Genomic DNA, 14,237 nt, shown 5'->3' with positions numbered 1-14,237 from the left:
AAAAAAGATCATGCAAATTTGCATGATCTTTTTAGGATGACCCGTACGGGATTCGAACCCGTGTTACCGCCGTGAAAGGGCGGTGTCTTAACCACTTGACCAACGGGCCGTTAAATTAAATATAGCGGCGGAGGGGATCGAACCCCCGACCTTACGGGTATGAACCGTACGCTCTAGCCAGCTGAGCTACACCGCCATGTCGTCTTATTTAACGGACAATTAGTATCTTACCTCAGATATATTTTAAAGTCAACACATCTTGAAAACTTTTTTAAAAATATATTTTCACATATAAAAAAGCACCCCGAGCAATCGCCCTGGGTACCTCTCTATATGCTAAGAATTAAACGTTCTTATTATCCGCGACGTGCGCCACGGCCACCACGTTTAGACTCTGTGTTACGCTTTAAAGAAGTTAAACGATCTTCACTGTCCTTTAAGAAACGTGCCATCTTTTGCTCGAATGTTTCTTTTGGAGCTCGTTCGTTACCGCCGCCACGGTTATCTCTGTTGAAAGAACGATTACGTTGTGGACGTCCAGAACGTTGTTGATCGCCACCGCCACCGCGTTGGTATTCACCACGTGGACGATCTCCTTCTGTTTTTTCACGCTCTTTCGCTTTTTTAATAGATAGACCGATCTTACCATCTTTTTCAACGTTAATAACTTTTACTTCTACTTGGTCGCCCACTTTTAAGTGATCGTTAATATCTTTCACATAATTATCAGCAACTTCACTAATATGAACAAGACCCGTTAAGCCTTCTGGCAGCTCCACAAAAGCCCCAAAATTTGTAATACCTGTTACTTTACCCTGTAACTTGCTGCCTACCTCGATTGACATAAAAAAAATGCTCCTCCTTAGTGGTTAAAAAGTCAAATTTTACTTTATTATATATAATCCTAAAATATAGTGTCAATAAGACATACTCTACTTAGAAACAGGAAAAATTATCTCCCCTTTTCCAGAGAAGAAATAATCCCTTCTAGCAATCTTTAATACGTACTCTTCATCATTTAACTTTTGAACTTCGTCTTTTAGACTCTTTTCTTTATTCGTTAATGAATCCAGTTCTTTTTTCATGTCCTTAACTTTTGCTTCTTTTGCTCTAATGGAACTGTTTTGTTGATAAAACGTTACACTAATACTCGCAATAATTGTAAAAGCAAAGACAAGAAAAACCGCTAAACGGCGATAAAGTCGCTTCCTGTTCTCATCCGTTTGTATTATATGCTCTTTAACAGGATTTGGACTCTGTTTTTCGATTGTTCTTTGTCTCAGTTCCCTCATTTCCGAGGTCCCCCTAACTTCTTTTTTATACGCCCCCATAATTGGAAGATGTGTCCCTTCAATTTTGCTATATATTGCAGGAACCCTACATGTTTCATTATAAAAAGTTTAACACGATTAGGGAGAAGTTTCCATATGAGCGAAGCAATAAATCGAACAGGCCAGAAAAAAACTTTCCATATGAAAAGTAATATCCAAATCACCATTTTCCATAACACATGTCCAATTGAAAGCAGTATACGAAATAAGAATAATATAAATGCAATAAATAGCTGCGCTATAATAATAACAGGTTTTATCATGAGTAGCTTTATAATTTGAACAAAAAAGTGTGTTGTTTGCATAAAAATATAGATGAGAAAATTTAACAGTCTCATGTATATTGCTTTCAATAAGCTTTGATATGCCGCAAAACCACATAATAATGCCAAAAATACATATATACGTAGTTCAGCTTCATTTACAAGAAGCAGTACATAAAAAACGAATAATGCTTGGACAATCCAAAATAGTATATCATGTATAAATACAAGCCAACGTTTACGTTCTTGCCGCTTTAAAAATCGTTGGTATGTATCTAAAGACGCTCCAATCCAAGCACCCATTCCGATCATTGAGAGCATCGTATACAACTGAATTGTTAGGCTCATTTAAACAACTTACTAAAGAATCCTTTAGTTTTCTCCCCTTGATTCTCATCAATATACAGCATCTCATGAACTTTCCCTTTAATCGATACAACACCTTTTTCTACATCTAAATTTTTCATTTGCAAATTTTGACCACGAATTGTTAAAAAACCCATTACGGTCTCAAGTAAAAACTCCTCGCTATCAAAACTCTCTACCTGCTTTACACCGGTAATATCAATTACACGCCTGCCACGCATAATAATATCATGCTCTACCGAAACATTTTGTTGATTAGAAGACATAGGTGAGTAACCATTATTCACGTAAATCCCCCCATAGATTTATACTAGCTAATAGTAATGTATGAAGGGATAATTGATTTTAGAACAAGCCTTCTTCAGCCTTTACTTTTTCTTCGCGAACTAAACTATACATATTTGCTGCATCTTCTTTTTTAGTCGTTTCTTTCAATTCGTTTATTTTTACAGTTACTATTTTTTGACCAAAACGAATTGTTAATTCATCAGCTACTTTTACATCTGAACTCGCTTTTGCCACTTGACCATTAATTGATATTCTTCCTTGATCAGCTACTTCTTTCGCTAATGTTCTTCTTTTAATTAAACGTGATACTTTTAAAAACTTATCTAGACGCATATCAAATCCCCCTATTAACGCTCTGTTTGTTTTGCCTCTTCCCATAAAACGTCTAACTGCTCTAATGATAAATCTTGCATCTCTTTATTCATTTCAGCTACCTTTGCTTCCATGTATAAGAAACGACCGACGAATTTCTCATTCGTTGAACGTAATGCCTCTTCGGGATCTATTTTATAATGACGAGCTATATTCACAAACGCAAATAGTAAATCGCCAAATTCACCTAATATTTTCGCCTCATCCATATTTGTAACTTCTTGTTGGAACTCTTGCCATTCTTCTAAGGCTTTCTCTATCATCGGTTGTACATCAACCCAATCGAAACCAACTTTGCCAGCTTTTTTCTGGATTTCATAGGCGCGTAGTAACTGTGGCAAACTTTTTGGAACCCCATTTAAAACAGATTCTTTCACGAATCCTTTTTCTTGTTTTTTAATTTCTTCCCAATTGGCAATTACTTCATCGGCATTATTTACATCCGTATTCCCAAATACATGCGGGTGGCGGCGAACCATTTTCTCAGATAAAGTTCGAATAATATCATCTATAGAGAACCAACCTTCATCCTCCCCGATTTGAGCATGCAACATAACTTGTAATAATATATCACCCAGTTCTTCTACTAAATGATCATCATCCTCTTCATCAATTGCTTCCAACACTTCATAAGCTTCCTCAATTAAATACTTCTTTAAAGATTGATGTGTTTGCTTTTTATCCCACGGACAACCATTCGGTCCACGAAGGTCTGCAATAATTTCTCTAAGCACATCAAACTGTTGATACAAGGACGCACGTTCTTTAACTGGTGGTACATATACACTCGTTAAATTATTCAACTCTGTTTCATGATCTAACATGTACAACGGCACCTTTTTAACTTGTTCAAATGAAGTCCCTGCAGCTGTTACGATATACACTTCATAATCATCTGATAGCATCTCCATTAATGTTAATTTCACATCAGATGCAACGAATACGTCATACACTTGGCAAAAGATTAAATGTTGACGTAATTCTAATTGTCCTCTTTCAAATGATGTGGCGTCAATTAATTGGAATCCTTCAATCGGATCAATCTTTAGACTCGCAAACATAGGATCAAGGAAACTTTGTCCACCTTCAATGCGCACTTCAACATTCGCTACTTCGCCTTTTTCCAACAGTAGCTGAACCGTTCTTTCCGCTACAAGCGGATGCCCTGGCACGGCATAAATAATTTCTGTGCCTTCAGCTTGTTCTAGCAATGTATTCGCGATGGTTTCATATACAATTTCAAATGTATCATGCGCTTCATATACACTGTCAAAGGCTGTATATTGTATACCTTCTTTCTCCAACTCTTCTATAACGGGATGTTCCTTCGTTCTAACAAACATGTGATCTGCTTCTTTTATTTTTCGATATACACCCATCGTTAACTGATCTAACTCACCAGCACCTAATCCTAAAATAGTAATGATTCCACTCACAACCTGCCACCTCTATCCACTCTTCTTCAATGAACCTTCTTTTTTCTCTTTTTTCATAACGGTTCCTATTTCCGCTTTTGTAAATACACGTAATTTTAAAATTAAAAACACATATGTTAATCCACCGATAGCTACACCTAACAATGCCTCAAGTGTTGCAATTCCTCTATGCCTTGTATCAATTACTAATCCAGACATTTGCATCAAACGTATAAATATTATTAATACAAACCCCATACCGATACCACTAATAACTACACCTAACATATTACGCTTATCGATAAGCGATTCGGATACAGCTTGCATAAGTAATGCACTATTTAGCACAGAAATTACAATTAACGCAACTAGTGTTGCAATTGCAGCTCCCTTCACACCAAAATACGGCATTAATGTATAATTTAAAGCTAACTTTAAACAACCCCCAAATATAACGAATATTGCTGGTTTTAATGTTTGTCCTAACCCTTGCAAAATAGAAGCAGTTGTAATCGACAATGAACTAAATAAAATAGATAAAGATAAAATGGATAAAACATCTGACCCATCACTATTTTCAAACAACATAATATTCGTAGGCTGAATAATACAAGTTAATCCAATGGCAGCTGCAAATCCAATAACAAATGTTATTTTCATTGCTAACTTTACCTTTTCTCGAATAAAGGAAAGATCTCCTCTTTCCTTCGCCGCTGTAATAATTGGAATAAGTGACAATGAGAAAGAAGTTGTCACGACAGTACCTAATTGCATAAGCGGGATACTTCTGTCGTAAACACCTTTTAATACCTTTGCACTTTCAGCTTGCTCTCCTGCCCCAATAAGTAAGGAATAGAAGGAAATGGAATCAGCCATTTGTATAAAAATAAGTACTAAGTTACTAACACAAATCGCCAATCCCTGCCAAAACAGAATTTTAATGATCCTCTTTTTCCCCTTAATTCTCTTTACACTCTTGAAAAATATAGAACGAAAGTCATGACGCATATAAAGTACAAGTACAATAATCCCAATCAGTCCGCCTGCGATTGAACCTAACATAGCACCTGCACCGACTGTATATAAATCAAATCCGCGAGCAATTAGGAATAGAGATAAAAATACAATAATAGAAACACGAATCGTTTGTTCTATCACTTGCGAAACAGCTGTTGGCATCATATTATTGAATCCCTGAAAATATCCTCTTGCTACAGATAAAAACGGCATCAATATGAATGAAAATGAAATAACACGTAATAACTTATCTAAGTGTATATCACCCATGGCTGCTGCAATTGTTTCGGCACCAAAAAACAATGTAAAAAAGCCTACGAAACCAATTCCTAATAAAAACCAAAAAGATACACAGATAATTTCTTCTGCTTCTTGTTGTTTCCCTCGCTCTAATCGTTCCGCAACCATTTTTGAAATTATAATGGGGAACCCATAAGTAGCTAAAATTAAACAAAATCCATAAAACGGATAAATTTGTTGGTAAATATAAAAACCAATATCACCCGCTATATTTTGATATGGAATACGGTAAAAAGCGCTTAATACCTTTGTAACAAAACTTGCGATTGTTAATATAATAGCCCCACGCCAAAAGGCTTGATACTTCTTCGATTCCATACAAGAAAACTCCTTTTTCTATTCTCACCCCTCGTATTATATCATAAAGAAAAGGACAAGCTTCCTTGCCTACACGAGTAATAATACGTTCGTGCGACGCTAGAAATGTTCAACGAAAAAAGGTAGCAAAGCGCTACCTTCATTCAATATACATATATCTCCAAATATTTGATTTCTCAAGAAGAAATATCATAATTAGGAAAGATTGCTACTTCTAAAATTCGATATAGCCTTACTGCTCCATTTGTTTCGCTAAAAAGCTTGCAGCTGTATTTACTGACTTATGCTCTACTTCACTTATAATATCCTCTTTAGAGAAGATAACAACAGCTCCAATTGGATCCCCATTCGCAACAATCGGGCCAATTGTATAGGAACTCACTTTTTCTGTTACTCCATCAATAATTGAAATTTCGCTTTCATCTGTCATAATTACAGACTTACGCTCTTCCATTGTCTTCTCAATTAAATCGCCAACACTTTTATTTAAGTATTCTTTTTTAGATACGCCCGCTACTGCGATAATAGAATCACGATCGCATACAAGCACATTATGTCCTAAGCTATCGTATAAAGCTTCCGTATATTCCTTTGCAAAATTACCTAGTTCACTAATTGGAGAATATTTTTTCAAAATCACTTCTCCATCGCGATCAACAAATATTTCTAGTGGGTCTCCTTCTCGAATACGTAAAGTTCTACGAATTTCCTTCGGGATTACTACCCTACCTAAATCATCAATTCGACGTACGATTCCAGTTGCTTTCATTCTAATGCTGCCTCACTTTCTACTGATGATCAAAGTGGTGAATTTACCTGTTCATGTAAAAATCACCAACTGTTAGACATAGTATTTTACACATTAGTTCTTCTATGCACGCCGAATTGTATTTTTTTATCTTATATTAGGCATTTATGACTTCTTTTTTTACATCTGGTAGGCCTTTTAATAAATTTTCAGCAATTGTTAACCACTTCGATGTCTCTAAACCATTTGTTTTCATAACGATTTTCAATTGCGATCCTTCCATTCCTAGACCAATCATACGTCCAAAACTATTTCCGAGCATGAATAATTTTCCGCCATCAATATTTTGACTTGCTTGTTCTGAGAACAGAATTGTCACTTCAAATTTATTTTGCTTAATTAACTCAATTTGTTCTTTCATTGCCAATACTTTAATATTTGCAATTTGCAATAAGTAACCAACTTCTTGCGGGTAATCACCAAATCTATCTATCATCTCTTCCTGCAACTCTTCAATATCCTCAATTGCAGAAACACCTCTAAACTGTTTATACATCATAATCTTTTGTTTACTATCTGAAATATAAGCATCTGGTAAATATGCATCTACTTCTAAATCAATTTCAACATTAACTGTATTTTCAACCCCATCTGTTCCTCTACGCTGTTCAATTGCATCTTTTAACATTTGAGAATATAGATCAAATCCGACAGAATCAATAAATCCATGCTGTTCGGCTCCTAACAAGTTACCTGCACCACGAATGGATAAGTCTCTCATCGCAATTTTGAAACCTGACCCAAGCTCTGTGAACTCTTTAATGGCTTGCAGACGCTTCTCTGCAACTTCTGATAACACTTTATCTCGTTTGTATGCAAAGTATGCATATGCAACACGATTAGAACGTCCAACACGACCACGAAGCTGATACAACTGCGATAATCCCATACGATCTGCATCAAATACAATTAACGTATTTACATTCGGAATATCTACACCCGTCTCAATAATTGTTGTACTTACAAGAACATCATGTTGCCCTTCTAAAAACGATAGCATAACAGACTCTAATTCACCTTCGTTCATTTTCCCATGCGCATACGTTACACGCGCGTCTGGAACTAACATCGAAATTTCATCTGCTTTTCTTTCGATATCCTCCACACGATTATATAAGAAGTAAATTTGCCCACCTCTTGCAAGCTCTCGTTCTATCGCTTCTCGCATTAACGCTGGATTATACTCTACTACATACGTTTGGACTGGGAAACGATTTTCTGGTGGTGTCTCAATAACAGATAAGTCACGCACACCAAGCATAGACATATGGAGTGTACGCGGAATCGGAGTTGCCGTTAATGTTAACACGTCAACATTTGCTTTTAATTGTTTAATTTTTTCTTTATGCGTTACACCAAACCTTTGTTCTTCATCAATAATAAGAAGACCTAAATCTTTATAAGTAACATCTTTAGATAAAATACGATGCGTTCCGATTACGATATCTACCGTACCATCTTTTAAGCCTTTAATTGTTTCATTTTGCTGTTTTCTCGTACGGAATCTACTTAATAATCCTATGTTGATTGGATAATCTTGAAAACGCTCTCGAATTGTTTCATAGTGTTGTTGTGCAAGGATCGTTGTCGGCACTAAAATTGCAACTTGTTTTTCATCCATAATTGCCTTAAATGCCGCACGGATAGCTACTTCCGTCTTTCCATATCCTACATCACCACAGAGAAGCCTATCCATCGGACGTCCACGTTCCATATCTTTCTTAATCTCGTCAATAGAACGTAATTGATCCTCTGTCTCTTGATATGGGAAAGAAGATTCAAATTCTTGTTGTTCTGCCGTATCTGGTGTATATGCATAACCCTTTGAAGCTTCGCGCTCAGCATATAGTTTAATTAGGTCATCCGCAATATCTTGTACAGATTTTTCAACTTTCGTTTTGACCTTTTTCCAATCATTTCCGCCCAATTTATAAACTTTAGGATCCTTACCTTCAGATCCTACATATTTCTGCACTTGGTCAATTTGTTCAATTGGAACGTATAACTTATCATTACCTTGATATTTAATATTCAAGTAATCTTTATGAACACCATTAATCTCTAGTGTCTCGATACCTAAGAATTTACCTATACCATGATTTACATGAACTACATAATCTCCAACTTTTAATTCCGAATAACTTTTAATACGTTCAGCATTAGATAACTTCTGCTTACGTTGTGATTTTTTAACTTTTTTATGAAAAAGCTCTTTTTCAGTAATAACAACAAGCTTTTGCATCGGCATTTCAAATCCTGCATGTAAATCACCTACAGCAATTTGTAACCTTCCAGGCAATAATATATCTGTGCCCTCTACGATATCTGCCTCAATATCATAATCACTTAAAATATGTTGTAGTTTTTTTACACGTTCATCATCTGTGCCGAGCACAACAGTCGTAAAATGCCCTTCGTTCCATCTATCAATTTCAGTTTTCAACAACTGCATCTGCCCATGGAAATCTTGCATTGTTTTACATGTCACATTCACAATGTTTTGCGGATGTGTATGTGCTATATGACGTAAGAATAACGTTAAATATACAAAACTTCTTTTTTTATGATGAAGAAATTCCTCAAACGAGTGTGAGAAAGATAAATCTTGAATAATTGTTCCCTCACCAAGAAGTGATATATACCATTCCGCCTCTTCCGTTTCAAGATGTGATGCCGTTTCTTGAATACGGGAAATCTCATCTAAAACCACAACACCATCTTCTGGTAAATAATCTATCAGACTAGCAGGTTCTTTATAGAAAATAGATAAATATTTAAACATCTGTTCTATACTTTGCCCGTTTTTTAACATCTCAATTTCATGACTTACCGTTTCAAGCACTGTAGTCTTCAATTTATCATCGGAAAGTTTTTGCATCGTCTTAGTCAAGCCTTCCTCAAGATGCTCGATTCCCGACTTCAATTCTTCCTGTGAAAATAAAAACTCTGTTGCTGGACCAAATCTAACACTTTCTTTTTTATCTTGAGAGCGCTGTTCATCCACATCAAATAATCGAATAGAATCAACTTCTGTATCGAAAAATTCAATACGAAATGGTAACTCTTCAGTTAATGGGTAAATATCTAATATTCCCCCGCGCAAACTGAATTCCCCAGGAGCTTCTACCATCGACTTACGCTCATAACCAATATGATGTAAAGTATGCAAGAATGTATCTAAATCAATCTCTTGCCCTAGATTGATTTCGATTTGCCTTTGCTTCCACAACTCTTTCATTGGTAAAAATCTGCGTAGTCCTGCAACTGGCGCTACAATAATCCCGTTCTCTCCTGCCGCTAAACGATTCAATACTTCAATACGTTGCGCCTTCAATTCTGGGCTTGCAACACCAATTTCTGATGCTATCAATTCATTTACTGGGTATAACCACACATCTTTTTCACCAAGTAACGCCACTAAATCTTCATGCACTTTTTGTGCTTGATATAAATTATGCGTCACAATAAGTTGTGATTTTTTTGTTTTTTTATATAAGGCCGCCATTAATAACGAACGAGAAGAGGTTGCCATACCTGATACAAGTTGTTCTTTTAAACCATCTTCTAGTCCATTAATAACCGATTGGATCTCTTCATTTTTATAAAATTGCTCTAATAAACCTATCATTTTCAAAACCCCTCTCAACATAAAGAGCAAGCCACTATATTTTATGCAAATATTTTGGAAAAAGAAAACAGAAAAATGCTTTGGACATGCCAAAGCGACAACATTTTATTGCAGAAATTTTTCATATTCATAATACTCAGGATAAGATGCGAGCGTTTCTTGACACGATTCACAAATCGTTTTTATATATATATTTCCATTCTCATGAAAATGAATCATCTCTACTACTTCTTGCTCTGTTAGTTGAAATAAAACGTCGCTATACACTTTTTCTGCGGTAACGGAGCCTACATTACTCCCGCAATGTCTGCAATAATAATACCCTTCCATACTAGCCTCCTAAAAATCCAATTACTACTAGTATGGGTAAAAGCAAGACAAAATATTCCTAATCATACCCTTAACTATTGAAGGTATTCATGATTTGAAGAAAAGGTTTATTTAACCATTCTTCACATGCATCCGCTGCTTTTTCAATAGAATGACTCACATCAGGAATTTCTTCCGATGTAAAACGTCCTAATACGTAATCTACTACCTTCATGCCATTTTTCGGACGATCAATTCCCATACGGATACGTTGAAACTCTTGTGTTCCTAAATGTGAAATTGTTGATTTCACACCATTATGTCCACCAGCACTACCTTTCATACGAAGGCGTAATTTACCTACAGGGATGTCTAAATCATCGTACAGAACAACGAAGTCCTCAACATCAATTTTATAGTAATCCATGAGTGGTCGAATACTTTCCCCAGATAAATTCATATATGTAAGTGGCTTTAATAAGATTACTTTTTCTCCATTAACAAATCCTGCACCAAATACTCCTTTAAATTTTTGTTCATTCAAAGAAATATTCCAACGCTTCGCAAGTTCATCAATCGCCATAAATCCAATATTATGCCTTGTTAATTCATATTCTCTACCCGGGTTCCCAAGTCCTACTATCAATTTCATTCTTGTACCACTACTTTCTTTTTTCGATACGAAAAGACGTAACCAATCTTGGTTACGTCTCATTCTATCCAATTAATTGAATAATACACTTACAGATTCTTCTTCGTATACACGAATGATTGCTTCTCCGATTAGTGGAGCAACTGAAAGTTCATGTACTTTGTCGATTTTCTTCTCTTCTGGTAATACGATAGAGTTTGTTACAACTAACTCTTTAATATTTGAGTTTTGGATACGCTCAATTGCTGGACCAGATAATACTGGGTGTGTACAGCAAGCATATACTTCAGAAGCACCGTTCTCAACAAGAGCGTTTGCTGCTAATGTAATTGTACCAGCTGTATCAATGATGTCATCAATTAAAATTGCTGTTTTACCTTCAATATTACCGATAATGTTCATTACCTCTGATACGTTCGGACGAGGACGACGCTTATCAATAATAGCGATTGGTGCTTTTAGGCGATCTGCCATTTTTCTGGCACGAGTTACCCCACCGTGGTCAGGTGACACGATTACGATATCTTTAAGACCTTTTGTTTCAAAGTAATCTGAAAGAATCGGTACACCCATTAAGTGGTCGATTGGGATATCAAAGAACCCTTGAATTTGTGGAGCATGTAAATCTAGAGTGATTACACGAGTTGCACCTGCTGTTTCAAGCAAGTTTGCTACAAGTTTCGATGTAATTGGTTCACGAGAACGCGCTTTACGGTCTTGACGCGCATAACCATAGTAAGGAATAACAATATTAATTGTTTTTGCAGATGCACGTTTTAATGCATCGATCATAATAAGTAATTCCATGATATGTTCGTTTACTGGGAAGCTTGTAGATTGAATAATGAATACATCGCAACCACGGATACTTTCTTCAATGTTAATTTGAACTTCTCCATCACTAAAACGATCAACAGAACATTTTCCTAGTCCTACTCCAATGTGCTTTGCAATTTGCTCAGCAAGTTCCTTATTAGAGTTTAAAGAGAATACTTTCAAATTAGAATTTAGATATTGAGTCGACATCTAGATTAACCCTCCACATTATGATTTTTTCTTATTCAGCAATTGATCAACATAGTCTTCTTTGTTAACTTGACGTGCACGTGCTACAGATAATGCTTTTGATGGAACATTCTCTGTAATTGTAGAGCCTGCTGCCACATAAGCACCATCTTCAACTGTTACAGGAGCAACAAGGTTTGAATTACATCCAATAAATACCCCGTTACCAATCACAGTTTTGAATTTATTCTTACCGTCATAGTTCACCGTAATTGAACCACAACCAAGATTCACGTCTTCTCCAACTTGTGCATCCCCGATATAACTTAAGTGTGAAGCTTTACTTCTATTACCAAAAACAGTTTTTTTGATTTCCACGAAGTTTCCAACGCGTACTTCATCTCCAATAACTGAATCTGGGCGAATATGTGCAAATGGACCAACCGATACTTCTGTACCAAGTTTACTATCATGTACAGTAGATTGTCGAATTGTCGTACGATCTCCAATTTCACTATCGCGAATTACTGTGTGCGGTCCAATTTCACAATCAGAACCAATTACAGTATTCCCCTCAATAATTGTTCCTGGATGAAGAACTGTATCACTACCGATAATTGCATCAGCAGAAATATACGTGTTACTTGGATCAATAATTGTAACACCATTTACCATGTTTTTACGGTTGATACGGTTTTTCATAATAATTTCCGCTTGCGATAGAGCGACTCTGTCGTTAACACCTAACGTTTCATCGAAGTGCTCTGTTTGATAAGCTGATACGATATGACCTTCATTTTTTAAAATCTCAATAACATCTGGCAGGTAATATTCACCTTGTACGTTATCATTTGAAACTTTAGAAAGTGAGGCGAATAAAGCTTTATTATCAAAACAATATGTACCTGTATTGATTTCTTTAATAGCTAATTCTTTCTCATTTGCATCCTTATGCTCAACAATCTTTTCAACATGACCATTCTCATTACGAACGATACGACCATATCCAGCAGGTTCTTCTATGTAAGCTGTTAGCACCGTTGCCATTGCCCCTGCTTCTTTATGTTGCTGAAGCAATGCTTCCATCGTTTCAGCAGTTATTAGCGGCGTATCACCACAAATAACTAAAGTTGTTCCTTCTTCATTTGCAAGTACACTTGCAGCTTGATCGACAGCATGTGCTGTACCAAGTTGTTCTGCTTGTAATGCAAACTCACTTACGTTTCCTAGCTGTTCTTGTACCATTTCAGCACCATGTCCTACGACTGTTACAAGTTTCTGCAATCCTAATTGCGTTACTTGATCGACAACATGCTGTACCATAGGTTTTCCACATACAGGATGAAGCACTTTGTATAGCTTAGACTTCATACGTGTGCCTTTGCCTGCAGCTAGAATCACTGCAAATCTGTTTGACATATAGACCCTCCATCGCAACCTATTTATCCATTAACGATATTATCCTAAATCATCATATATTTCAAGAAACACATTTTAACTATTAAATTTTACCATAATTCTTATACGATGTTTTACTCTTTAGTATCTTTTTTAAGAAATAAGCTATACTATTTAAAATGATTTTGAAAAAATTAGAAGTTTTCCTCTTCACTTTAATAAATTCAGAATTTTCCGTACGAAAATAGATAAAACCAAACAAAAAAAAAACAAACTCCTGTAAATGCTTACAGGAGTTTGTTGCAAAATTATAGGGATTTCTTTAAAAAGCCCTTTTCATTCGAATTTTACGAAGCACCCGCTTCTTCAAACTCAACCTCTTCTAACTCGCCTAAACGATGATACTCTGTTAAAACCGCATCTTGAATTTTAGAGCGTGTATTAGAATTAATTGGATGTGCAATGTCACGGAATTCTCCATCTGGAGTACGTTTACTTGGCATTGCTACAAATAATCCATTATTACCATCAATTACACGAATATCATGAACAACAAATTCATGGTCTAGAGTAATAGAGGCAATTGCTCTCATGCGGCCTTCTGTGTTTACGCGGCGTAATCTTACGTCAGTCACTTCCATCTTGTGTTCACCACCCTTTTCTAAATAAGCGATATATTTGTATAAATTCCACAAAATTTCTATTTTCCCTTTAATTTTTTAAAAATTTTTAAGATAAAAATTTTTAATGTAATTGAATATAGAGAT

Annotated in this window: 14 protein-coding genes and 2 tRNA genes; all 16 read right to left on the bottom strand. The window is 35.8% G+C overall.

The window, feature by feature from the left end; translation table 11 throughout:
- Nucleotides 1–37: 37 nt before the first annotated feature.
- Nucleotides 38–109 (bottom strand) — tRNA-Glu (locus tag QCI41_RS18285).
- Nucleotides 110–122: 13 nt separating this feature from the next.
- Nucleotides 123–196 (bottom strand) — tRNA-Met (locus QCI41_RS18280).
- Nucleotides 197–356: 160 nt separating this feature from the next.
- Nucleotides 357–845, bottom strand: coding sequence for a S1 domain-containing RNA-binding protein (locus tag QCI41_RS18275; RefSeq protein ID WP_000021454.1), 489 nt, complete (start codon nucleotides 843–845; stop codon nucleotides 357–359).
- A gap of 87 nt (nucleotides 846–932) precedes the next feature.
- The gene (divIC, locus tag QCI41_RS18270) at nucleotides 933–1,292 is read right to left on the bottom strand and encodes a cell division protein DivIC (RefSeq protein WP_001208737.1); all 360 of its coding nucleotides are present in this window, start codon (nucleotides 1,290–1,292) and stop codon (nucleotides 933–935) included.
- Entirely contained in the window at nucleotides 1,289–1,942 is a 654-nt protein-coding gene (gene yabQ, locus QCI41_RS18265) for a spore cortex biosynthesis protein YabQ (protein ID WP_000059764.1), read from the bottom strand. The genes divIC and yabQ overlap by 4 nt, the downstream gene beginning before the upstream one ends.
- A complete protein-coding gene (yabP, locus tag QCI41_RS18260) occupies nucleotides 1,939–2,247 on the bottom strand; it encodes a sporulation protein YabP (RefSeq protein WP_001059101.1) in 309 nt (102 codons plus the stop codon). The genes yabQ and yabP overlap by 4 nt, the downstream gene beginning before the upstream one ends.
- Before the next feature lie 58 nt (nucleotides 2,248–2,305).
- Nucleotides 2,306–2,581, bottom strand: coding sequence for an RNA-binding S4 domain-containing protein (locus QCI41_RS18255; protein WP_001234876.1), 276 nt, complete (start codon nucleotides 2,579–2,581; stop codon nucleotides 2,306–2,308).
- Nucleotides 2,582–2,595: 14 nt separating this feature from the next.
- Nucleotides 2,596–4,056 carry a bifunctional methyltransferase/pyrophosphohydrolase YabN gene (gene yabN, locus QCI41_RS18250; protein ID WP_353836954.1) on the bottom strand — a complete coding sequence of 487 codons (1,461 nt, stop codon included), beginning with the start codon at nucleotides 4,054–4,056 and terminating at the stop codon, nucleotides 2,596–2,598.
- Between the two features lie 12 nt (nucleotides 4,057–4,068).
- Nucleotides 4,069–5,670: a putative polysaccharide biosynthesis protein gene (locus tag QCI41_RS18245; protein WP_097891834.1), complete on the bottom strand. Its 1,602-nt coding sequence runs from the start codon at nucleotides 5,668–5,670 to the stop codon at nucleotides 4,069–4,071.
- Between the two features lie 232 nt (nucleotides 5,671–5,902).
- Nucleotides 5,903–6,439, bottom strand: a complete 537-nt coding sequence (gene spoVT / locus QCI41_RS18240) for a stage V sporulation protein T (RefSeq protein ID WP_000648313.1) — start codon at nucleotides 6,437–6,439, stop codon at nucleotides 5,903–5,905.
- Nucleotides 6,440–6,575: 136 nt separating this feature from the next.
- On the bottom strand, nucleotides 6,576–10,106 hold the full coding sequence (gene mfd / locus QCI41_RS18235) for a transcription-repair coupling factor (protein ID WP_353836955.1): 3,531 nt from the start codon (nucleotides 10,104–10,106) through the stop codon (nucleotides 6,576–6,578).
- Nucleotides 10,107–10,211: 105 nt separating this feature from the next.
- Nucleotides 10,212–10,436, bottom strand: a complete 225-nt coding sequence (locus QCI41_RS18230) for an anti-sigma-F factor Fin family protein (protein ID WP_000399441.1) — start codon at nucleotides 10,434–10,436, stop codon at nucleotides 10,212–10,214.
- Nucleotides 10,437–10,506: 70 nt separating this feature from the next.
- A complete protein-coding gene (gene pth / locus QCI41_RS18225) occupies nucleotides 10,507–11,067 on the bottom strand; it encodes an aminoacyl-tRNA hydrolase (protein WP_080377450.1) in 561 nt (186 codons plus the stop codon).
- 72 nt (nucleotides 11,068–11,139) lie between these two features.
- Nucleotides 11,140–12,093: a ribose-phosphate diphosphokinase gene (locus QCI41_RS18220; protein WP_000107420.1), complete on the bottom strand. Its 954-nt coding sequence runs from the start codon at nucleotides 12,091–12,093 to the stop codon at nucleotides 11,140–11,142.
- An 18-nt stretch (nucleotides 12,094–12,111) separates the two neighbouring features.
- On the bottom strand, nucleotides 12,112–13,491 hold the full coding sequence (gene glmU / locus QCI41_RS18215) for a bifunctional UDP-N-acetylglucosamine diphosphorylase/glucosamine-1-phosphate N-acetyltransferase GlmU (protein WP_000071045.1): 1,380 nt from the start codon (nucleotides 13,489–13,491) through the stop codon (nucleotides 12,112–12,114).
- A gap of 326 nt (nucleotides 13,492–13,817) precedes the next feature.
- Nucleotides 13,818–14,111, bottom strand: coding sequence for a septation regulator SpoVG (spoVG, locus tag QCI41_RS18210; RefSeq protein ID WP_000454042.1), 294 nt, complete (start codon nucleotides 14,109–14,111; stop codon nucleotides 13,818–13,820).
- Nucleotides 14,112–14,237: the final 126 nt, after the last annotated feature.

The organism is Bacillus cereus group sp. MG4 (genome assembly GCF_040460055.1).
GTDB classification, from domain to species: Bacteria; Bacillota; Bacilli; order Bacillales; family Bacillaceae_G; genus Bacillus_A; species Bacillus_A wiedmannii.
The sequence above is the reverse complement of the archived record's forward strand: the minus strand, read 5'-3'. Positions and strand labels throughout refer to the sequence as shown.